Annotated in this window: 17 protein-coding genes and 1 pseudogene; 6 read left to right on the top strand and 12 right to left on the bottom strand. The window is 46.6% G+C overall.

Annotated elements, in window-relative coordinates:
• From QUB26_RS13530 to QUB26_RS13510, 6 genes and pseudogenes are all read right to left on the bottom strand, one after another.
• Positions 1-329: pseudogene (locus QUB26_RS13530) on the bottom strand (RNA-guided endonuclease TnpB family protein); the annotation flags it as partial.
• Positions 320-793: an IS607 family transposase gene (locus QUB26_RS13525; protein ID WP_445299606.1), complete on the bottom strand. Its 474-nt coding sequence runs from the start codon at positions 791-793 to the stop codon at positions 320-322. The pseudogene QUB26_RS13530 and the gene QUB26_RS13525, both read right to left, overlap by 10 nt.
• A gap of 4 nt (positions 794-797) precedes the next feature.
• Positions 798-920, bottom strand: a complete 123-nt coding sequence (locus tag QUB26_RS31985; protein ID WP_333321101.1) for a hypothetical protein — start codon at positions 918-920, stop codon at positions 798-800.
• A gap of 565 nt (positions 921-1,485) precedes the next feature.
• On the bottom strand, positions 1,486-2,691 hold the full coding sequence (locus tag QUB26_RS13520; RefSeq protein ID WP_333238660.1) for a 4-hydroxy-3-methylbut-2-enyl diphosphate reductase: 1,206 nt from the start codon (positions 2,689-2,691) through the stop codon (positions 1,486-1,488).
• A 238-nt stretch (positions 2,692-2,929) separates the two neighbouring features.
• Positions 2,930-4,366, bottom strand: coding sequence for an ammonium transporter (locus QUB26_RS13515; RefSeq protein ID WP_333238658.1), 1,437 nt, complete (start codon positions 4,364-4,366; stop codon positions 2,930-2,932).
• Between the two features lie 502 nt (positions 4,367-4,868).
• On the bottom strand, positions 4,869-5,786 hold the full coding sequence (locus QUB26_RS13510) for an SGNH/GDSL hydrolase family protein (protein WP_333055869.1): 918 nt from the start codon (positions 5,784-5,786) through the stop codon (positions 4,869-4,871).
• 282 nt (positions 5,787-6,068) lie between these two features.
• Between QUB26_RS13510 and QUB26_RS13505 the strand changes: the two genes are divergently transcribed.
• Complete coding sequence (locus QUB26_RS13505) at positions 6,069-6,671, top strand: IS607 family transposase (protein WP_333233027.1); 603 nt, start codon at positions 6,069-6,071, stop codon at positions 6,669-6,671.
• A gap of 304 nt (positions 6,672-6,975) precedes the next feature.
• On the opposite strand, the gene QUB26_RS13500 is transcribed toward QUB26_RS13505, so the two are convergent.
• Both QUB26_RS13500 and purE read right to left on the bottom strand, forming a co-directional pair.
• Positions 6,976-8,574: an ammonium transporter gene (locus tag QUB26_RS13500; protein WP_333055867.1), complete on the bottom strand. Its 1,599-nt coding sequence runs from the start codon at positions 8,572-8,574 to the stop codon at positions 6,976-6,978.
• Positions 8,575-8,658: 84 nt separating this feature from the next.
• Positions 8,659-9,180, bottom strand: a complete 522-nt coding sequence (gene purE / locus QUB26_RS13495) for a 5-(carboxyamino)imidazole ribonucleotide mutase (RefSeq protein ID WP_333055865.1) — start codon at positions 9,178-9,180, stop codon at positions 8,659-8,661.
• Between the two features lie 231 nt (positions 9,181-9,411).
• On the opposite strand from purE, the gene nagA reads away from it, so the two are divergent.
• From nagA to QUB26_RS13480, 3 genes are all read left to right on the top strand, one after another.
• Positions 9,412-10,641, top strand: a complete 1,230-nt coding sequence (gene nagA / locus QUB26_RS13490; protein ID WP_333238656.1) for an N-acetylglucosamine-6-phosphate deacetylase — start codon at positions 9,412-9,414, stop codon at positions 10,639-10,641.
• 208 nt (positions 10,642-10,849) lie between these two features.
• Complete coding sequence (gene bchM / locus QUB26_RS13485; protein WP_333055861.1) at positions 10,850-11,536, top strand: magnesium protoporphyrin IX methyltransferase; 687 nt, start codon at positions 10,850-10,852, stop codon at positions 11,534-11,536.
• A 288-nt stretch (positions 11,537-11,824) separates the two neighbouring features.
• Positions 11,825-12,217: a DUF423 domain-containing protein gene (locus QUB26_RS13480; protein ID WP_333211983.1), complete on the top strand. Its 393-nt coding sequence runs from the start codon at positions 11,825-11,827 to the stop codon at positions 12,215-12,217.
• 90 nt (positions 12,218-12,307) lie between these two features.
• On the opposite strand, the gene QUB26_RS13475 is transcribed toward QUB26_RS13480, so the two are convergent.
• Positions 12,308-13,402, bottom strand: coding sequence for a hypothetical protein (locus tag QUB26_RS13475; RefSeq protein ID WP_333249857.1), 1,095 nt, complete (start codon positions 13,400-13,402; stop codon positions 12,308-12,310).
• 960 nt (positions 13,403-14,362) lie between these two features.
• Between QUB26_RS13475 and QUB26_RS13470 the strand changes: the two genes are divergently transcribed.
• Positions 14,363-15,853, top strand: coding sequence for a phosphoglucomutase/phosphomannomutase family protein (locus tag QUB26_RS13470; RefSeq protein WP_445299605.1), 1,491 nt, complete (start codon positions 14,363-14,365; stop codon positions 15,851-15,853).
• Between the two features lie 235 nt (positions 15,854-16,088).
• On the opposite strand, the gene QUB26_RS13465 is transcribed toward QUB26_RS13470, so the two are convergent.
• Positions 16,089-17,831: an IS1634 family transposase gene (locus QUB26_RS13465; RefSeq protein ID WP_333318404.1), complete on the bottom strand. Its 1,743-nt coding sequence runs from the start codon at positions 17,829-17,831 to the stop codon at positions 16,089-16,091.
• A 359-nt stretch (positions 17,832-18,190) separates the two neighbouring features.
• Between QUB26_RS13465 and QUB26_RS13460 the strand changes: the two genes are divergently transcribed.
• Positions 18,191-18,466: a LapA family protein gene (locus QUB26_RS13460; RefSeq protein WP_333318402.1), complete on the top strand. Its 276-nt coding sequence runs from the start codon at positions 18,191-18,193 to the stop codon at positions 18,464-18,466.
• Positions 18,467-18,480: 14 nt separating this feature from the next.
• Here QUB26_RS13460 and QUB26_RS13455 read toward each other — a convergent pair whose 3' ends face one another.
• Both QUB26_RS13455 and QUB26_RS13450 read right to left on the bottom strand, forming a co-directional pair.
• Positions 18,481-19,467, bottom strand: a complete 987-nt coding sequence (locus QUB26_RS13455) for a hypothetical protein (protein ID WP_333318400.1) — start codon at positions 19,465-19,467, stop codon at positions 18,481-18,483.
• Between the two features lie 154 nt (positions 19,468-19,621).
• A complete protein-coding gene (locus QUB26_RS13450; RefSeq protein ID WP_333318397.1) occupies positions 19,622-20,698 on the bottom strand; it encodes a hypothetical protein in 1,077 nt (358 codons plus the stop codon).
• Positions 20,699-21,216 lie beyond the last annotated feature (518 nt).

Raw genomic sequence — 21,216 nt, 5'->3', positions numbered from 1 at the left:
TCTTTGTACTTTGGTAGTTTTGGCCGACCAGTGAATTTAGAAGAGTCGGCTTTGTAGGCTTGAGCGGCTTCAAAAAATGACTTCCAATTCTTATCTAGCACCATCAATATTTGCTGACTTACTTTGGCGGGCAAAGCCTTATATGCCTCGTGAAACTTCATCAATCGATTCATCTCGTTGTAACCGACATAGCCCCATCCATAAATAAAGTTCTGGCGAATGACATAATTAGCGGCATTGTACAGATTTTTGGATTTGAAAGCTAGTTGGTCAATAAGAGCGAAACGAGATTCTGTTGATTTGATGATATGCCTTTCTGTTAGCTGCATTCAGTGCCTCCATCTTTCAACTCGGCAATTATCTTTTCCGTTTTTTTGCTAGCGCGTCGCTGTCCGTAAAGTCGAGCAGCAAAGCTAGTAACTATAGCCACTAAGTCTTGCATTAACTCATCTTTTCCATTTTCTGCTAAGTTGACTATTTCCAACTTAACTCCCAACCTTAGTAGTAGAACGTCTAGATAATTTGTGCCAAAGCGAGCCAAACGGTCTTTGTGTTCAACTAATAAAATGTCGTAATCATCTTGTTGCAGTAGGGACTCTAACTGTTTTCGGTGGTCGTTCAATCCGCTGCCAATTTCTTTGACATTTTTAACAATTTGATAGCCGTTAGCAATGGCGTACTCGGTTAACCTCTCCGATTGACGGTTGAGGTTATCTTTGTTTTCCGAAGATGAGACTCGACTGTAAATAGCGACTCGATTCTTCTTGACCTGGTTTGATGGCGATCGTGGCAAGTAGTCAACTATAATCAGACCGCTTTCCGTCTGCCGTGCCGGATGTGGCAGTTTGTTTGCCTTCCACGCCTAGCCACGCGGTTGTGTAACTTATGCCTATTGCTTTGGCGTAGTCAGGTAGTTTCATGTTGACCTCCTGACTACATAATACCATCATCGCTTACCACTGCTTATAAGCTTAACGAAGTTTTGCAATACCGATACCCGCAAGTCGAAGAGAACGGCAACAGTCGCCGATCTAAGTTTATTCGTAAGGTTGCCAAGCTTGTCGCCAGCGACCGTTGCCGTTCAAGATTCACCAAGAATGCCTGAATAAAGAACACCTTGACAGGGCTACCCCGCTTTAGCCTATTGGTTGCCACCCGGTAAACTAGGGGATATGCTTTCACTCCTGCACTTGGAGGGAAGGAGTTACCGCATGGCGGTTCACCTTCAAATGTAACCAGTTGTCACCAGTCTCATCAACTGGGCTAACCGTCTCGCAAGCTTTTTAACTTACTTTAGGTTAAACGAATCGCACACTCCGATCAGTGCCGGGTTGTTGACTGCTTACTTGAGGCATGACCGGACTTCAAATGAAGTTTTTTACGTGGGAGTAGCGGGTGTGAATCCGCTAGGGAAGTGGGCTTCCCATACTAAACAACCTTATCAGGTCGCACTCGGCTAAACGAATCGCACCCGAAACAATATAATTACACAATCGCAGCCGCTTTCATCGCGAAAATGCGATCGATCGCATCTTCAACAACCTTATCAGGCGTAGAAGCACCCGAAGTCACGCCCACTACAATTTTACCATCCGGTAGCCAACCTTCAGTTACGACCAAATCTCCCCCCAAAGGCTTGTGTTCGATCCGATTTCCCGGTAAAATGCGCTCCGCACAATCAATGTGAAAAGAAGGAACAGTTTTGTCGATCGCAATTTCCTGTAAATGCGTAGTATTAGAAGAATTAAAACCCCCAATCACCAGCATCAAATCCAACTTTTCCTCAACCAAACTCAACATAGCATCTTGCCGTTCCTGAGTCGCATCGCAGATAGTATTAAAACTCAGAAAATGCTCGCTCAAATTCTCCGGCCCGAACTTCCGCATCATTGTTTTTTCAAACAACTTGCCAATATTCTCTGTCTCAGTTTTGAGCATAGTAGTTTGGTTAGCAATTCCCACCCTTTCTAAATCCAGATCCGGGTCAAAACCAGCAGAATAAGCCTTACTAAACTTAGTAAGAAACTCAGCGCGATCGCCCCCATGCAAAATATAATTGCTGACATATTCAGCTTCTTGCCAATTCAGCACAATCAAATACTTATCAGCAAAAGAACTCGTAGCAACAGTTTCCTCATGCTTATACTGACCGTGAATAATCGAAGTGTAATCCTTTTTTTTGTGCTTTTCAACAGTATTCCAAACCTTAGAAACCCAAGGACAAGTAGTATCAACAATCTTGCAGCCATTATCATTAAGCAACTGCATTTCTTGGACACTGGCTCCAAAAGCAGGTAAAATTACCACATCGCCCCTATCGACAACCGAAAAATCTTTCTGCCCGTTCTCAACAGCAATAAAATCAACTTCCATCTCCCGGAGATGCTGATTGACAGACGGATTATGAATAATCTCATTAGTAATCCAAATCCGTTCGGTTGGGAAATGCTGGCGAGTCTCGTAAGCAATAGCTACAGCGCGTTCCACCCCCCAGCAAAAGCCAAAAGCCTCAGCTAGCCGGATCGTGACTGCCCCACGTTCCAGTCTGTAATTATTGTCGCGAATTTGCTGGATCAGACTGCTTTGATAAGCCGTCTGCATTACCCCAGCTACCTCAGCTTCGTGTCCGAAACCCTTGCGGTGGTAGTTTTCCGACTGTTGGAGCGATCGTTTAAAAGCTTTAGTATCCATGTGGTATTGAGTTGAAATCTAGGTTAATTACCTTTGATTTTAGAATGCCTGGGGTGCGATCGGACTTATTGGCTCAGTAGCAGACAGGGGATATGCTATTTATACGATCGACACATTGAATTGAGAGCCAAGAAAGAATGAACGCGCCTTCGCGACTCGTTAAAAAAAACTTAAAAAAAAGCGTAGAGACCCAGATACCTGCATCTCTACACGATCGAACTTATTCAAATAATCAGCTTCAAATCTTCTTCGGCGCAAAAGGAGAACTCGATTCAAACGAACTGAAACCGCCGCCAAAATCCTCACCGTAAGCTTCTTCCCCGTGCAAGTCAATATCCAAACCTTTGTCTTCAGCAGATGACGGCACTCGCAGTTCCATAAACTGTTCCAAAATTTTCAGGATCACAAAAGTGCCGACACCCGCAAACACGTAAGTAGCTAGAACGCCTATCAACTGGGTGCCGATTTGCCCCGGATTCCCGGCAAACAGCCCGTCATTTCCGGCAAAGTTAACCGCTTTAGTGGCAAATACGCCCGTCAGAATCACGCCCACAGTTCCGCCGACGCCGTGAAGCGGGTAGGTATCCAAAGAGTCATCAAATCCAAGCTTAGCGCGCCAGCTAATGGCAAAGAAGCAACAAACCGAAGTGATCGATCCGATCAAAAGCGCTCCTACTGGCAGCACGAATCCAGCGGCAGGTGTGATGCCCACCAATCCCGCGAGGAAACCGCTAGCAATTCCCACTGCTGTCGGTTTGCCTCTGAGCACCCATTCGACAATTGTCCAAGTTAAACCGCCGACTGCTGCAGAAATCATGGTGGTGACAAAAGCCACTGTTGCTAAAGAACCAGCTCCCAAAGCGCTACCGCCGTTGAAGCCAAACCAGCCAAACCACAGCATCCCAATTCCCAACAAGACGTAGGGTACGTTGTGGGGGGTGTGGGGTTTCTTCAAGTGGTCTTTGCGGGGCCCGATTACCCAAGCTGCGACAACTGCAGAAACACCGCAACTGATGTGCACGACTGTGCCGCCGGCAAAGTCTAAAACTCCGATCGCCTCCAGCCAGCCTCTACCCCAAACCCAGTGAGCTAAAGGAGAGTAGATAAAGGTAGACCACAGCAGCACGAACCAGAAATAGGTTTTAAATGTTACCCGTTCGACGATCGCCCCGGAAATCAAGGCTGGAGTTATGATGGCGAACATCATCTGGTACACCATGAAGACTTGGTGGGGTATTCTCGGTGCATAGCCGATCGGATCTGGTGTGTCCGCCGTGACGTTGTTCAAGAACATCCAGTCGAAGCCGCCGATGAAGCTTTCGATCCCTTGCCCAAACCCTTTAGGATTTAGGTTGCTGGCGGTGACATCAAAGGCCAAACTGTAGCCCCACAGCGTCCATGTGACGCCGATCAGTCCCATCATGATTAAGCTCATCATCATGGTGTTGAGGACGTTGCGCGATCGCACCAGTCCCCCGTAGAAAAACGCCAGCCCTGGTGTCATCAGCAATACCAGTGCTGATGACACCAACATCCAGGCCGTATCGCCGGTGTCGATCGGATTTGGCACCACCGCAGCAGTACCAGCAGCATCTTGAGCTAAGGCATTGTCCGTTAGCGGTACGCTTAACAGCCACAGCGCGATGATGCCGATCGTTAAACTTTTTTTGATCACGTTAGTTGTACCTTCTCATACTCAGCAATTTTCCGGGAAGACCCAGCCGATTTTAGATGCGAGGATTTTAGATGCAATAGTTATTTGGTTTTAAGTCCGTGTTTTAGCGGAACAAATCTTCAATAGATAATTCCCCAATCCTCAACCTCCCGACTTCGTATAGCCGGACTCATCTAAATTCGTCAACTATCAATCCAATGGTCTGTGCCTTTTGGATTCCACCATTTGTACAAACAGTTATTCTGTATCACCCTATACTAAATAGCTAACTATCATATTTCTTAATGTATCAGTCGCTACTTGACATAGCCAGTGACAACAGAGTAATCGGAGAGGGGGTGTCGAGGAGAAGGCGGGAGTTTTGAATTGGGGAGAGTGGGAGGAGTAGAGGGGGAGAGTTAGGGAGAATGTTACTTTATCCTTCCCCCCGAATTTATCCGTGGGGTCAATGCTTCAATTCTTTAATCTAAAATCTAAAATCTAAAATCTAAAGTCGATTGACTCATGACTCATTTTTCAACTGCATCTGATCGAATAGTTGTAGGGCCGATCGCCAAACCAGATAACCTTGATCGTTAAGGTGCAAGCCGTCTGTGCTGAGTTCAGTTGGCAAATTGCCGTCTGCATCCGCAAACAGTGGGTGCAAATCCAGATACAAAACATTTTCCGAACTAGCAATTTCTTTCAGCCGTCGATTTATTGCCCGAATCCGACTGTTAGGAATCGCCAACAGCCGATCGCGATTTTCCCAAGTAGCTTGTTCCCCGCTGTGGGGCAAAATCGACTGCACCACAACTTGTGCTTTGGGGTGCGCCCACCGCAAATCGCGAATAATCTGCCGCTGGTTGTCCAAAATCCCTTCGTCGCTCGCCCCCCGCAACAAATCGTTAATCCCAATCATCACAAACACTGTATCCGGCGCAGTGCGATCGAACAACTGCAACCGCTTCAGCAAACCCAGGGAAGTCTCCCCCGAAATCCCTTGATTCAGCCAAATTCGATCGACTGGTAACAGCTTGGTCGGAAACCACATACTGAGAGAATCCCCAGCCAAAACACTCAATCTTGAGGGTCGATTCGCCGCCACCGCCTCAGCTTCGCGACCCAACTGCGTCACCCACTGCTGGTAAGTCCATTTATGTCGCGGCCCGGGAACGGGCACGTCTAGCACTGCCTTTGTAGAGATCGCCGGTTGGCCAATTTGTTCCTGGGCCGCTTCTGCCGTCACCGCATCATTCGCCTGGAACCTTTCTGTCAAGTTGTTTCCCTGCAGCAGTAGTTGAGCGACTGTAAGTATCAGTACCCCGTTCGTCACCAAAGATAGCAAAGCCCAAACCGGAACAGTTTTCGATCGGCTAACTTCCATCCCTAAGAGGGATTTATGAGTTCTACTTCTGCTACCTCCTCCGAACTTCTCCATAAACTCAAGCTATTTGCAGGCCTCACACCGAATAATTTGCACTGATTGCTGCATCAAATTTTACCGCTCAATTAAAGCCTCAATTCTTGTAAGAATCAAGCACTGTGCTGTATTGGGCAAGGGCGGCGATGCAGAACTTTGCTTTTTCGCACTACTTTACCATAAAAAATCTGCCTACCAAACTTTCTGGCACCGGAATCGGATTTGTCCAATCAGCAGACCTCAACAAAAATCTATCTAAAACTCACCGAAATTACTCATTTCTGATGCTAAAATCCAAAAATGAAAAAATTAACTATAACTGAAGCAGCCAAACTTAAAGGTGTGAGCGCTTCCACCTTGCGAAGATGGGAAGCCGAAGGCAAGCTAATACCAGAACGCACCGCTAACGGTCACAGACGCTATGACCTAGCTCATCTTCTTGGCTTAAAACCCAACGGCGCTTTAACCATTGCTTACGCTCGGGTTAGCAGTCACAACCAAAAAGATGATTTAGACAGACAAAAACAAGTTTTGGAATTGTTTTGTGCATCTCAGGGGTGGCAATTCCAAATCATTGAGGATGTAGGTTCTGGGGTTAATTACAGTAAGCGGGGTTTACAACATCTAATTCGGGCGATCGCAGATAATCAAGTAGAAAGGTTGGTATTAACTCACAAAGACAGACTGCTGAGATTTGGTTCTGAACTAATTTTTAATTTGTGCGAACACTTTGGGACAGAGGTAGTGATTATAAATCAAACCGAAAATACTAGCTGTGACGAGGATTTAGCTAAAGATATACTAGAAATAATCACTGTTGTCTCCGCCCGCCTTGATGGCACCAGGAATCCCAAGAACAAGCGCGTCGTTGAAGAACTTAAAGCAATTGCCGGTAAACTCTAATCAATACACCAGTTTGCAAAGTTCGTTAGTTACAGATTCTCAATTCCCATTTCCCCATTACCAATTAACAATGATCGGCGCCGACTCATGCAATCGAAAACTGCTATATGTACGCCATTAAAAGTAAGCTAACAATAAAAATATGCCCGCGTTCGTATCGAAGATTGAAACGCGAGCACAACGATAGACAGCCATAAGTTGGCGGGTATTTCAGATTCGGGTTTTTCTGAATAAAGAGGTGGATTAGCTGATAAATAGCTAATCTACGACACGAAAGCTGAATTGGTCGATCTCTTCGCACGCTCTACAGTTTGTTAGTCTTCCCCCCAGAACCCCCACCATAACCGCCGTAGCTGGTCTCACTTCTGTTATCCAAGCTCGTTTCCTTCACAAACCCAGTGTAAGCTTCCATCCCGTGTTCGCCGATATCCAAACCTTCAGCCTCCTCTAAAGCCGAAACGCGGATACCCAGCAAAGCTTTGAGTGCCAGCCAAAAAATCGTACTCAGCAGCACGGTCATCCCGCCTACAGAGATAATGCCGACCAACTGCGCCCAGAGTTGACCAAAACCTCCGCCCACAAGCAATCCGGCTGCAGGGCCTGCGGTATAAAGTCCAGTTGTAGGCCCGTCAGCAAACAGCCCAACTGCCAGAGTTCCCCAGATTCCACAGACTAAGTGAACTGAAGTTGCGCCTACAGGGTCGTCAATTTTCAAGTTGTCGAAGAAAGTTACTGCGAAAACTACCAGGATGCCGGCGATTATGCCGATTATGGCAGAGTTGGGCACGTTGATCCAAGCGCAGCTAGCTGTTACGCCGACTAAGCCGGCGAGGATGCCGTTGATAATCATCGAAAGGTCGGGTTTGCCAAGGTACAGCCAAGCCGTAATGGTTGCAGCAACTCCCCCGAAGGCACCGGCAGTGTTGGTGGTGATCGCAATGTGGGCGATCGCATTTGGATCGAGTGCCATTGTCGAACCGGGATTAAACCCGAACCAACCCAACCACAAAATCAAACAGCCCAGGGTGGCAATGCTCATATTGTGTCCCGGCATCGCCACAGTATCGCCGTCGCGGTACTTGCCGAGCCGCGGCCCCAAAAATGCCGCTCCCATCAAAGCCGCCCAACCGCCTACGGAGTGAACCACTGTCGAACCGGCAAAATCCCAGAAGCCTGCGTCTGCCAGCCAGCCTCCGCCCCAAATCCAGTGTCCGGTAATTGGGTAAGCAATTCCTACTAGCAGCAAGCTGAAAATTAAGAATTCAAGGAATTTAATTCGCTCTGCAACGGCTCCAGAAACGATCGTCGCAGCAGTTCCCGCAAAAACTAATTGGAAAAAGAATTTAGCGTTGAGGGGGACTCCCGTCCAGTTAAGCGACTCGAAAATGCCTTGATAAGCGTCTCCTGTGGCGGGGCTGTTGTCGGCTACATTCCACAGAAAAAATCCGCTGCTGCCGATAAACTCGTTGCCGTTGCTGAACATTAAGGCAAAGCCGATCGCCCAATAGGCGATCGTAGAAAGCGCAAAAACAATCAAGTTTTTGGACAGCACGTTAACCGCATTTTTCTGACGGCAAAAACCGGTTTCCAACATACCGAAACCGGCGTTCATAAAGAACACGAGCATCCCCGCCACCATGACCCACATCGTATCCAGCCCCACCTTAAGGCTTGCTAATTGTTCCTCGGTGGTTGGCGTGGCAGGGGTTTGGGCTACCGCCGCATATCCCCACACCAAGAAGATGATTGCAGCTAAAGGTATGCAGGCTTGCCAACTTGGAGTGAGGCGGGCGATCGCCCGTGGTAACTTGTTCAACCTGTTGACTTTCGTAAAAAATTTAGCTGCTGGCAAATTTAAAGTCTCCCGCCTGACTTTTTTCGACTTTTTCTTTCCGACAGTCATTTTAATCACTTTTACCCTCTTTACGGCTACTAAGCTCAGCAATATTCGGAAAACTTTCCAATCTTACTACAAAAGTTTATTGGATTATTTGTTGAGATTGAGATAGTTATGATAGCCTAGCTCTTCTAGTTGATTTTGTTTTTTCAGTACAGATTCGGACAAAGTTTTGCGGTAATGCAAAACTCGCTCTAGCAATTCTGGCTGATGAGCTGCCAGTATCTGAACTGCCAGCAAGCCAGCATTCTTGGCGTTGCCGATCCCCACTGTTGCTACGGGTATTCCGGCTGGCATTTGCACGATCGAGTACAGCGAATCTACCCCTTGCAGGTGGCGGCTCGGTACGGGCACGCCAATCACTGGCAAGGGGGTTAAAGATGCTACCATACCTGGGAGGTGCGCCGCTCCCCCGGCACCTGCGATAATGACTTTCAAGCCTCGTTGGTGCGCGGTTTGGGCGTATTCCACCATGCGCTCAGGGGTGCGGTGCGCCGAGACGATCGCCACGGAGCAAGCAACACTGAATTCTTCGCAAACGGAGATCGCATCTTTCATGGTTGGCAAATCCGAATCGCTACCCATAATAATTCCAACTGTCGCTTGATTCATGCAATTTTCAGATTTCAGATTTCAGATAAATGCTAATTTTAAATGATTGCGTTAACTCAAATTTAGATATTTTGTACCAAAACTGACCCTTAAAAGCAATTTTGCCACCAGCCCCCGTCTGAGCAGCCCTGCAGCCAGCAAAAAGCAAAAAGCTCCCCCTCCTCACCAGCCACCGGATTTATCCGTAGCGAATATTAAATCTAAAATCTAAAATCTAAAATCTAAAATCGGATGACTGAAGCCACAACCCCAACTGCCACCCCCACAGATATTCTCAATGCTCGCCTCCCCGGCTGCAAGGATTTGCAGATGCTTGCTGTTGACGAAACGGGAATCATTCAAGAAGTTTTGCCGATGGACGCCGTATTTAAACGGATTTGTCCTCCCCATTTGCAAGTCGTTGATGTAGCAGGCGATTGGATTTCTCTGGGCGGTGTTGACTTGCAGATTAACGGGGCGCTCGGTTTTGCTTTTCCCGATTTAGAAATCGAGCATATTGAAATTTTGCCGAAAATTTGTCAATTTTTGTGGAATCAGGGAGTCGATGCTTTTTTGCCGACATTGGTGACAACTTCGGTGGATAAGTTTAGGCGATCGCTCTCGACTATAGCTGATTATATCCGCACTGTACAAACTACTGTTGCCACAACCAATAAAGCCAAAACAGCGGAAATTATCGGCGTTCACCTCGAAGGCCCTTTTCTCAACCCCCAGAAGCGAGGAGCTCACCCAGTTGAGTTTTTGTTACCGCTAACTATAGAAAATGTCAAGCAAGTTTTAGGAGATTGTGCCGATATTGTCAAAATAATTACTTTAGCACCGGAGTTAGACAGCACTGGCGAAGTCATTTCCTATTTGCAAAGTTTGGGAATTTCCGTCAGTCTTGGACACTCCCAAGCGACGGCAGAGCAAGCACAGCAAGCATTTGATCGGGGAGCTTCAATGGTAACTCACGCTTTTAATGCGATGCCTAGTTTGCACCACAGAGAACCGGGTTTGTTGGGAGCGGCGATTGTTTATCCGGGGGTAAAATGCGGTTTAATTGCTGACGGGAAGCACGTTTCTCCGACAATGATTGATTTTTTGCTGCGCGCTGGTAGGTATGAAAAAGGCGTTTTTTTGGTGAGCGATGCTTTAGCTCCTTTGGGCTTGCCAGATGGTGTTTATCCTTGGGATTCCCGACAAATTGAAGTCAGAAAAGGTACAGCTTGGGTAAGATTAGATTACCACTCAGTCCTGGAATCTGCTACTTTGGCAGGTACAACTCTGCCGCTGTTGGCGGGAGTGCAGAATTTAGTGGAGTGGGGAATTTGCGATGCCGAAAGTGCGATCGCCCTGGCAACTGAATCTCCCAGAAGGGCGATCGGAATTTCGGGAATTATTGGCAAATATGCAACTCAATTGTTGCGCTGGAATTTAAATGCGACGACAAAGGAATTGACTTGGCATCGACTCTTTTAACCTGTTATACCATTTTAGATTAAAGAATTGAAAAAGGGGGAATCGGCGAACTGGTATTACCAGATACATTTGAGATTTTAGATGTGCCGTTTGCATCTAAAATCTCAAATCGCCCATCTAAAATCGGTTGTTGCAAGTTGCACATTTTCTGAACCGGATTGCTATATAATATCTAACCGTTGGCAATAAATCAGCAGCAGGCAGATCGATGAATTTGGTAGACGACAAGACTATAGTTAGACAGTATTTTAACTCGACGGGATTCGATCGCTGGCAGCGAATTTACGGCGAGGGCAAAGTCAATAAAGTTCAGCTAGACATCCGCACCGGGCATCAGCAAACGGTGGATACAGTCATCAAATGGCTGCAAGCTGACGGCAATTTGCCCGGGCTTTGTGTCTGCGATGCCGGCTGCGGTGTAGGCTCTCTGAGCATTCCCCTGGCTGAAGCTGGGGCAATTGTTTGTGCTAGCGATATCTCTGAAAAGATGGTAGCAGAAGCTTACGATCGATCGACAGCAGTTCCCGGCAAGCTCTACAACATCTCCTTCGCCGCCCAAGATTTGGAAGCTTTAACCGGCAAATTTCACACGGTGATATGTTTGGACGTGCTCATCCACTATCCTCAAAATAAGGCTGCGGAAATGATCGCACACCTAAGTTCGATCGCCGAATCGCGACTAATTCTTAGTTTTGCACCCAAAACTTTAGCACTCACCGCCCTCAAAAAAATTGGTGAACTTTTCCCAGGCCCCAGCAAAACTACCCGGGCTTACCAGCACCGCGAAGCTGATATTATCAAAATCCTAGAAAACAATGGTTTTGTGATTAACAGAACAGCGATGACTAGCACTAGCTTTTACTATTCTCGCTTGCTAGAAGCTGTGCGGAAATAGGTTAAAAATATTTGCAAAAAAGCTAATTTCTCATCAGCCTAGGGTGCGCCTAGCGCACCTTCCCTTACCAAAGTTACGCAAGTGAACCTCCATACTCTGCGATTGCTTCGCGGCGGCTCGCAATGACAAGTAAGGCACGCACCGCGCACCTTCGATATCAACAATTAGATGTTTTTCCCTCTTCCTTCTTCCTCCTTCCTTCTGACCTCTTCCTGACATCCGTTACATCCGTTACATCCGTTACATAATCCGTTGCCGAACTTCCTTCTTCCCAATTCAATAAATATTATGTCAACGCTAATTTTAGTTCGTATTTTTATAGCAGTCGCAGCGGTATTCGGAGGTTTATCCGTTGCAGGCGGTGCTTTCGCCTCCCACGCTTTGAAAAATCAATTGAGCGATCGAGCTTTAACCATTTTTGAGACCGGCGCCCGATATCAAATGTACCATGCCCTGGCTCTATTACTCGTCGCTTTACTCTTGAGCCGCGCCCAAGAGTCTCAAACATTTTTTGCAGTTGCTGGATGGGCTTTTATTGCCGGCACAATCATCTTTTCAGGCAGTTTGTACGCCCTGAGTTTGAGCGACATCAAATGGCTGGGTGCAATTACGCCGCTGGGGGGAGTTGCTTTTATTGTTGGTTGGGGATGTTTGGCAGTCGCAGCTTTTAGTTTTAAATAGGCAACTGGTAAATGTTGAGGCAATTCCCAATTCCCAATTCCCAATTCCCAATTCCCAATTCCCAATTCCCAATTCCCAATTCCCAATTATCTAATTATCAAACACATCCCTGGAAAACAGCTCTGTCAAAGTACGCAAGTAAGGTACAAATACCGTTAAATCTTCAGCAGGAAGCCGCTCGCATATTTCCCAAAACAAAATCAGCAGCATATCCTGCACTAACTCCCAACTTACATGAAGTTTGGGGTACAACATCACGCAAATTGGAAACAATTCTTGCTGTACCGGGTGAATGCTACCTTCCAAAACGCACCAGCACAAATAGCTTTGAAAAATCTCGACATCTCGGATACCAGAAATTTTTACCTCGCGATCGCTCAAATACCCGCTGCTGCTGCGGTATCCTTGATGCTGGGCACTAGCTCGATCGTACACTGCACTAGCAATCTGAGTCGTGTGCTGCAACAAATGCTGAACGGCTAATAGAGCTCTTGAATTCGGGGGCTGATTCGCCGCCGCCTCGTTAATCTCTCCGTAGGGAATGTGCAGATAGTCGTCTACAACTTTTAAGTAGGGCGCAAATTCCGCTCTCTCTGATTCCGAAAGACATCCTAACAAGATTTTGCTAGTGTATTGAAACTCCATTGTCACAAATCCCAGCACTAACGGATCTGTCTTTGAGTATTTTCGCCTCACTTTGATAATATCTTTTCCCACCAGCACTGACAAGCGGAAAACAGGTTCTCTATCCGCATAAGCGTCTATTGCTTTCCGATATAAGGTGCGAGAATCGGCGGCAATTTCTAAAGAATTAATTAAACTTGGATCGATCGCGTGTCGCTCTATTTGTGTCTCTAAAAGAGCTTCTACTCTACTCCAAGCTATCTCGCTGGCTAATTTCAGGGTATCTGTCAATTTGTCAACTATGGGGGCTCTATTGCCCTCAAAATTAGTTAAATCTAGGCTTGGGAGAATTTGGCGTGGCGCTTGGTTCTCTCTTGTCGCCACTGTACTGTAATATTTTTTTGCCCAGCTAACTGCGAAGGAAGAAACGCTGACACATTTAGCTTTTGGGAGTTGGTCAATGTCCAGTTCGGTAATACATTGGGACGCCTGACTTGCGCCCTGTTGAAATTGGTCGGCTGCTGGTAAAGATTTTGAAGATATTTGTGAAATACCCGTCATGATAAACCTCGTTTTTTTATTAAGTCGCACCCGATCGATTCCCCTAATTTTTAACGTTGTTAACTACAATTTTCTGCATTTGTACGCTGACCGTCATCAGCCATTACGCTTAAAGCTATAAGCCATTTGGCTCGACTGCCTGCATCTTTTATAAGTTGCACGTTAATAACGTTATTTATTGTGTGATCGATCACCATCACCCTGTGATCGCGATCCTAAGTGATTTTTTTGACCTATAAAGAGGGCTGCAAATAAATTTAATTTGTCTTAAAATCGGATAATTAAAGTCAAGTCTACCTCAAAAAAACTGCTGCTTGAAATACTTGATGTTGGTTTTGGAGCGCTTTGGTCGATCGCCCTAATCTATTAAATAAGCTAAGCTACAGCACGCTCTAAGGGTGACTTTGGTTAATTTATTTCTATAGCTGAATTAGAAATGTATTGTGAGCCTGACGATTGTTATGAAACCCTGACAATTTTAACAATCGGCTTTTCTAAATAAAAAATTAAATTTGAGATGAGAATCAGATTTATGTGCATTTAGTTAATGCCATTGCCAGGGCAGTTTTTTGTGATCCGTTGTTTAGGAATGAGAATTAAATAACTTAGAATGCGTGAGGGTTCTTGTGGGATGGGCTCTTATAGCCCGTCCAGAAAGGGCGGGCTAAGAGTGCCCAACCCACTTTCAAGAGTGTAAATTATTTAATTCGCGATCCTTAGCTTCCCCGTGAAGCGAAGCTATCCCGTAGGGAATCGCCCGCAATTGATCGTCGTCCATTCGATCGACCACCTACCCTTCAAAACCAGAATTAGCGAATGACTCGCCCGGTAGCGGGCACATTTTGCCAAATCCGGCGGGTTCGAGTCCTCTGTCGGAGGCCCAAGCCTGTCCCGACAACGAGAGGATTAGGTTGATGCGGGCCCCACGGGCGATCGATCCTCACAAACAGCACGGCCGGTATGTCTTTAAGGCTATGGCTTCGGGTAGGATTAGTAGGACGAGAGGAAGTGGAAAAAATGAGCGCTAGCAGCAATTCAACAGAAATTAAGTTCGGAACCGATGGGTGGCGAGGACTGATTGCCCATGACTTTACTTTTGCCAACGTGCGAAAAGTCACCCGGGCGATCGCCAGTTACCTAGAAACCGCTTACACAAAAGACCGCCCAGTTCTAGTCTCCTACGATACCCGCTTTCTGGCAGACGAGTTCGCCCGCACTTCGGCGGAAGTATTGGCAGATTTGGGATGGACAGTGAAAGTGGTCGATCGAGATTGCCCCACACCAGTCATCGCCTACAGCGCCAAGCATCTCAACTCCGCAGGGGCCCTGATGTTCACGGCTTCGCACAATCCCGCACCTTACTGCGGCATCAAATACATCCCCGACTACGCGGGCCCGGCTACCCCGGAAATTACTGATACAATTGTGGCAAATATTGCTGGTGCTTCTGATGCCCCAGCCAAAGGCAGCCACAACGATAAAATCTCCAGTTTTGACCCGAAACCCGAATATCTGAAGTTTCTTTATACTTTGATCGATGTGGAGCGGATTCGCTCTGCTAAGTTGAAGGTGAAGTACGACGCTCTCTACTCGACTTCTCGCGGCTATCTCGACGGCGTTTTGGAACACTGCGGCTGCGATGTCGAAAGTTTTCATACCTACCGCGACGTGCTGTTTGGCGGCGGAATGCCCGAACCCAAGGGGGAACAGTTAGTCGAGTTGGTGGAAGCTGTTAAGAAGGATTCGGCGGATTTGGGTTTGGCTACCGATGGCGACAGCGATCGTTTTGGTATTGTTGACGAGTTGGGAAATGTCTTGACTCCAAATACTGTGCTGTTGCTGCTGGCGCGTCACTTGGTGAAGAATAAAGGCTTGACTGGGGCGATCGTCCGTACAGTCGCAACTACCCACTTGCTGGACAATTTGGCCGCCAAGTATGGTTTAACAATCTACGAAACCGCAGTCGGTTTTAAATACATCGGCGAAAAAATGCGGGAAACTGCGGTGCTCATCGGTGGCGAAGAATCTGGCGGTTTGAGCGTTTTGGGTCACATTCCCGAAAAAGACGGGATTTTGGCTGATATGCTAGTTGCTGAGGCGATCGCCTATGAAGGCAAACCGCTTTCTCAGCTAGTCGAAGAAGCCATTAAAGAAGCCAACGGCCCCCTGTACAACAAACGTTTGGACTTGCACCTAGAAGAAGCCCACAAAGCAGCCGTTTTGGAATCTTTTACCAAGAATCCCCCCACAGAAGTAGCAGGTATCCGCGTTAAGGAAATCGGCCGCAAAGACGGGATTAAACTTTATCTTGAAGACGGTGGCTGGGTACTGCTACGGCCTTCGGGAACTGAACCCTTGATGCGCGTTTACATGGAAACCAATTCTGTGGAAAAAGAAAGCCAAGTTGCCCAACACATGGAAAAGGTAATTGCCCAGTTAGAACCTGTTTAACTTTCTACCTATTCCAACGGGGGTTTTTCCCCTAGTGCTTGGGATTGTGAGGTGCGCCGAAGCGCACCTTACGTATTTTTGATAACTCTGGCAAAGCCTCTGAACATTAATCATCGATACTGCTGGGCCAGTTATATATTTGCAATACACTGGGATTTGTTAAACTGAAGTTCCCCCATTGACAAAAGGCGTGGGAGTATGTAGGGCAAACCTTTGGAGGATTTTGACTCCGGTTTTACTGGGTACAAATCAGAGAAACGCCGAGTAAATCCAAAGCTTTTTGTTGCACAATTGTTGGTTGAGTAATCTTATCGAAAACCCAACTAGCACCCTCCATAGTTGCCAGAATTTCATTGTGGGCGATCGTACCCAAATCTGCGAGTATTGTTTGGAAGCTATGTACTGGCAAATTATCGGCAGTTCGCTTGGTTCTCGCCTTGGCACGAGTGCGATCGCTCTTGGCGGCTTTCACCACTGATTCTTGCTGTTGGTGAGCCGATTCCCAATCGTCCTCATCAAATAGCATCGGAGCCAACAGAGAACGCATTTGCCATTCTACATAATAGGCTAACATACATAAAAATACGTGAGCCTTAACTCGATCGCCCAGGCGGTGGTAAATCGGTCGCACCTTTAAATCGACAGTCTTAAAACTCCGAAAAGCTTGTTCTACTTGGGACAGGCTTTTATAAGCTCTCACCGTTTCTGTTGGCGATAAAACTTCTGACTCGACTGAAGTCCGAATCACGTACAAACCGTCAAGAGCTGCTTCGTTTTCAATACTTTGCGTGTTTCTTTCGTAGCAGAAGCTGTTCTCTTGAAAATCAAGTTTGAAATGCTTGGCAACTTTGTAACGATTCACCACTTTTCCCACTTTGAGAGCAATATTTGATGCCCCTTTTAAACGTCGCTTCTCTCTAGTTGTCGCAGCAGCGATTTTGGCTAATTCTTTTTCGGTGGCTTGCAACAATTCCTCTCTGGTTTTGGCTCGTTCTGCTGCCAGCATCGGATTGCGACAGGCGATTAAGCGTTCTCCCGGATACTCAGATGACGATATTTCAGCGATATTTTTTTCATCAAATAAAGAGAGTTGAATCGATTCTTGCTCGACGAGGGTGCGGATTTGTACCGAACGCAGCGCGCTAATCCAATCGAAAGCGCGATCGTTAGCTTGAAAATGTTGTTGAATTGTAGTTGAAGAGATAATACCTCGATCGCCCACCCAAATTATTTTAGCAATCCCAAATCTTTCTTTGAGTTTGGTAATTTGATTGGTGAGCGTTGTCGGGTCAGCAGTATTGCCTTCAAATACTTCGATCGCGATCGGACAGCCAGAAGCATCGCACATTAATCCGAATACGATTTGCAATTTACCTCTTTTGCCATCCCGATTGTAACCGTACCGGGCTAGGGGGCAAGTTTTGCCCTCAAAATAGCTGCTCGATACATCATACAGTACCAATGTTGATGATGCCAGATGAAGAGAGGCCAAATTATTTTCGATCGATTCTTGTCTGGATAAGAGCCAATCCATTGCCAAATATAGTTCATCTTCATCGGCACCCTCAATGCCGTATATTTTGCCAATACTCGAAAAACAAGTTTCTTCGTTGAATCCTCTCGCGGTGGCGAGTTTCGAGCGCGGGTCGATAATTCTGGCAATTATCATCGCCAATACCAATCTTCTGTTGCGACTATTTTCGGAACTAATTAAGTTGTGTAAGCCAGTGTTTTTCAGGCAGCCCAATACTGCTGCTACGTGGCCGTGTAGGCGCGAACGGGTGATTTTAAAAGAATCAGGCAAAGAAGCGATCGTTACGCCACCTTTTAACAAGGCTTGCAGTCCATCTATGGCATGGTCGGGCAATTTAGACAAGTTTGCCAGAGTGCGTTTCCGTACTTTTGAACCTTCGCGGTAGGACTCGCGAAGTAATACGGCCGGCGGAGAATTTCTGTTTGGAACACGTTCGATATACATGACTACAATTATACCGCGAGCGCTGACTAAATAGTCTAAAGAAATCCTTAAATTACATGGGTACACGCTTGGGGGTAAAAAGGCGATCGTTCCTTGTAGTGCAAGGGTTTGTGAGATTTGAACATTCCCCCTACTGGGGGAACTTCAGGTTAAAGTTTGGGAAGTGTAAATTTATTTATGTTTGTTAAATTTTTAATTAATTTAAAAAATTCCTAAATTTTTTCCGAATCTACTTGACTTTTATCCAGATAAAATTGTATATTATTAAATAATGGGGTGTTTGCAAAAATAAAATTTTCACACATATTCCGATTATAAAACAATTATACAAGTTAAATTACTAGCCTGTCAACCGGTTTATGAAAACAATTCCTCTGCTCGCCATTAGTTTTTTAGTAGCAATTTTAGTCAGCGCGATCGGCATTATCTCAGTGCAAAACGCCGCGCCAGTATCCTTAAACTTTATCTTTTTTCAATCGATACAAATGCCCGTAGGAGTAGTATTGGCAATGAGCCTGAGTGCAGGAGTGATCGGAGGTGCGCTACTGCAACCGCTGTGGAACCTTTCAGATTCCCAAAACTCGCGTCCTAAATTTCCGGCCACTCCAGAAGAATCTGACACCGTACAATATTAAATATATTTGATCCCTTACAGGGAATATACCTGACCGTCAATCAGCAACCGAGTAATTCCCTTAGCTCGCAAATAAGGCGCTGCTTTTTGCAGAATACTGCTGTCAGGAATCTTGAAAACCCTTTGATTGCGAGTAGCAAATCGGCGGGCCACTCGGTGATTGTCAAACACTGCCAGGGTTTTCTCGCGAATTTCCGCCGCCGGAATTTGACCCAGTTCGCCAAAAGCTTTTAGAGGCCTGGTGATTAACTCTGCCGCCCGATCGACCACCAAATAACAAATTTTGGGCAGAGATGCTTCGCTTAAAGGCAAAACTTCAATCAGCCCTGTACCCCTAAGCTCGTTAGCGAAGCCCTCGAAGAGGATCGACTCCCCTGACGATATTGAACCCAGCAGGCTGCCTTCAAATAGAGAGTCTTCATCCTCTAAATCTTCGTCGAAGTCGTCATCTAAATCGTCTTCATCCTCATCCTCATCCTCATCCTCGTCATCTTCCTCGAAATCGCTAAAATCTTCACCTGCCAGCAGCCCTTCTGCTGGCAGCATTGCCTTTAGTTCACCAGTCACAACAGGGTGGTGGCTGCGATCGGCAAAATTGGCTGCTGGGACATCTGGCACATCAGAAACATCCAATTCTGCAACTGGTTCAGGGACTGATTCAGAACGCTTTCTGATCGTCGGTCTCGAATTTGAGGCTGACTGCTGGAGGGGGGCTGACTCCGACAGGGGAACAGCTACAGGATCGATTTCGCCATCTGCCGATGACTCAGTAGTCGCCTCTGTCGGTTCAGAAACACTTGTGCGATGATCGGACAAACGCTTTTGTTTTTGCTGCACTAGAAATTCGTATTCCGGCTCCGACAAAGCCCCCTGAATGATGCGCCTCACAGTCGAACTGCTCACTCCGTAGCGCTTTGCCAGAGTGATAGTATTCTCGTTGGACTGTCGGTACAGCCTGATGAGTTCGCGTTTGTCTGAATCGGAGAGTTTTGTAGGCGTCATGCCAAGTTTTCCAGCAAAAAGACGTGAAAAGACGCAGGCGAGCAGTCAGCGAACTGTGATTTTTCCTTTTCGATTTCAAGCTCAGAGATGCTGACAATGGCAAAAAAGCTTTCGCGTCCCCATCGCTTGCCAAAGCAACCCCAATCTCAAATCGCTAGGCTGCGCGACGACTGCGCCTGCTCTGGCGAGAACGGGTTGAGATGTCATGTTCCAAGATAGCTCCAATTCCGAACAGGATGGCGCTGAAAACAAAAAAGACTTCCAGCAAACTTCCGCTTTGATAACTACCCTCAGCCTGAGTATCCCGCCATTTAAAGTACATATCTGCGATGTAAAGCGAAAAAGTTGCAGCCGCAATCATTCTCCAAGATTGAGAAAAACGTCCTCCCCAAAACGCCAGCAGCAATGCAGTAGCAATAATCAGCAGAAAAACGTCTCCAACGATGTAAAACAAATTGATTGCATAGGCGTAAGGCGACAGTTGCTTGTCAAGTGCTATTACCCATGCGGGAGTTTTACTTTGTTCTGCTGCTTCTTCTTCTTCTTCTTCTTCTTCTTCTTCGGGTGCGGATTTAGCAGCAGTCGCGGCTGTTCCTTTTACCATTGAGTTGGACGAATTTTCTAAACCAGCCCCTTTTGCTCCTGGCGCTGGCGCAGAGCCTGTCACTACTTCCTGGGTAGCTGCTGGAGACATTCCTAGCTGTAGCCTCCAAGACTCAGGTGCAGCAACCCAGATAGCTACAGCAATCCCGAAGGCTGCAATTCCCGCTAACAAAGCCCACTGCCAAATTTCTAGATTCAGCCGTTTGGAAGTCACAGCGATCACCATGCCCCCAATCAGTACCACATAGCTGCCCAGATAAAAGGCATCTGCGGGGGACACGTCCGGGTCGGCCTCGAAATACAGTTCCCAAATTCCAAATAGCACACCGCCGATAAAATAGAACAGCATCCCCAGACCAATGCCCAGCCAGACGTTGCGCCCGCTGACCATGTGCGGGCTTTGCCAGTTTCTAAAACAAACTAATGCAGCTCCCAGGTATGCCCCGCATTCAAAAATATAAGTGCCGATCGAGTACCACAGAGGTAAACCCTCTTCTGCTGAGAGGGGGACGCTGAACAGCAAAAAGAACAGCAGCGCCATGACAGCCCAGACAATGCCCACAATCACTAGGGTCTGAGCTGACAGTAAAGATGAAGATGTAGATGACTTTTCTGAAGTGCTACTCATAGGGATTCCACGAGACCTAACTAGCGGTTGAACGCACCCCATCTCAATCTTTGATTGGAGATGAGGATTCTTTCGCCAAAAACCTTAAAAAACCTCGATCAGACGCTTCCGGGATAACTGGCGTCCTCAGTGTGTCGTCGGGGCTTTTGCCCTCGTACACTATAGAAAGACTAAGCAAGAATAATATCTATTTACTAATTCAATAAATTAGTTGTTAGTCGATCGTGTACCCGGAAATATAATGATAGACATACGGTAGATGTCTCCACCCTTAAGGTTTTTACAGTACCAAATCTATCTCTGAAATTATACCCTCAAAGGTTGAGGTATCTGTTTTTTTGCTTTCCCATTCCCCTACTCATATCAATGATTCTAGGTGGGGAATGCGATCGAAACTTAGTTAAATTGCCAGACCATAGGTGGCATCCAAACCGAATCAACAATTTGGTTGGTCAATACAAGTTGGCCATCCAACCTGTATATCGCGTACCCCCTACAGTGCAATTATCTAAGATCCA

The sequence above is a fragment of the Microcoleus sp. B4-C1 genome, from assembly GCF_036705285.1.
Lineage (GTDB): Bacteria > Cyanobacteriota > Cyanobacteriia > Cyanobacteriales > Microcoleaceae > Microcoleus.
This window is presented reverse-complemented; position numbering and strand designations above follow the sequence as displayed.

Excerpts from the sequence above, each read along its gene's own strand:
- QUB26_RS31985 (WP_333321101.1), bottom strand. The coding sequence starts at position 920 with ATGAAACTACCTGACTACGCCAAAGCAATAGGCATAAGTTACACAACC.
- QUB26_RS13520 (WP_333238660.1), bottom strand. The coding sequence starts at position 2,691 with ATGGATACTAAAGCTTTTAAACGATCGCTCCAACAGTCGGAAAACTAC.
- QUB26_RS13510 (WP_333055869.1), bottom strand. The coding sequence starts at position 5,786 with ATGGAGAAGTTCGGAGGAGGTAGCAGAAGTAGAACTCATAAATCCCTC.
- QUB26_RS13505 (WP_333233027.1), top strand. The coding sequence starts at position 6,069 with ATGAAAAAATTAACTATAACTGAAGCAGCCAAACTTAAAGGTGTGAGC.
- QUB26_RS13500 (WP_333055867.1), bottom strand. The coding sequence starts at position 8,574 with ATGACTGTCGGAAAGAAAAAGTCGAAAAAAGTCAGGCGGGAGACTTTA.
- purE (WP_333055865.1), bottom strand. The coding sequence starts at position 9,180 with ATGAATCAAGCGACAGTTGGAATTATTATGGGTAGCGATTCGGATTTG.
- nagA (WP_333238656.1), top strand. The coding sequence starts at position 9,412 with ATGACTGAAGCCACAACCCCAACTGCCACCCCCACAGATATTCTCAAT.
- bchM (WP_333055861.1), top strand. The coding sequence starts at position 10,850 with ATGAATTTGGTAGACGACAAGACTATAGTTAGACAGTATTTTAACTCG.
- QUB26_RS13480 (WP_333211983.1), top strand. The coding sequence starts at position 11,825 with ATGTCAACGCTAATTTTAGTTCGTATTTTTATAGCAGTCGCAGCGGTA.
- QUB26_RS13475 (WP_333249857.1), bottom strand. The coding sequence starts at position 13,402 with ATGACGGGTATTTCACAAATATCTTCAAAATCTTTACCAGCAGCCGAC.
- QUB26_RS13470 (WP_445299605.1), top strand. The coding sequence starts at position 14,363 with ATGTCTTTAAGGCTATGGCTTCGGGTAGGATTAGTAGGACGAGAGGAA.
- QUB26_RS13465 (WP_333318404.1), bottom strand. The coding sequence starts at position 17,831 with ATGTATATCGAACGTGTTCCAAACAGAAATTCTCCGCCGGCCGTATTA.
- QUB26_RS13460 (WP_333318402.1), top strand. The coding sequence starts at position 18,191 with ATGAAAACAATTCCTCTGCTCGCCATTAGTTTTTTAGTAGCAATTTTA.
- QUB26_RS13455 (WP_333318400.1), bottom strand. The coding sequence starts at position 19,467 with ATGACGCCTACAAAACTCTCCGATTCAGACAAACGCGAACTCATCAGG.
- QUB26_RS13450 (WP_333318397.1), bottom strand. The coding sequence starts at position 20,698 with ATGAGTAGCACTTCAGAAAAGTCATCTACATCTTCATCTTTACTGTCA.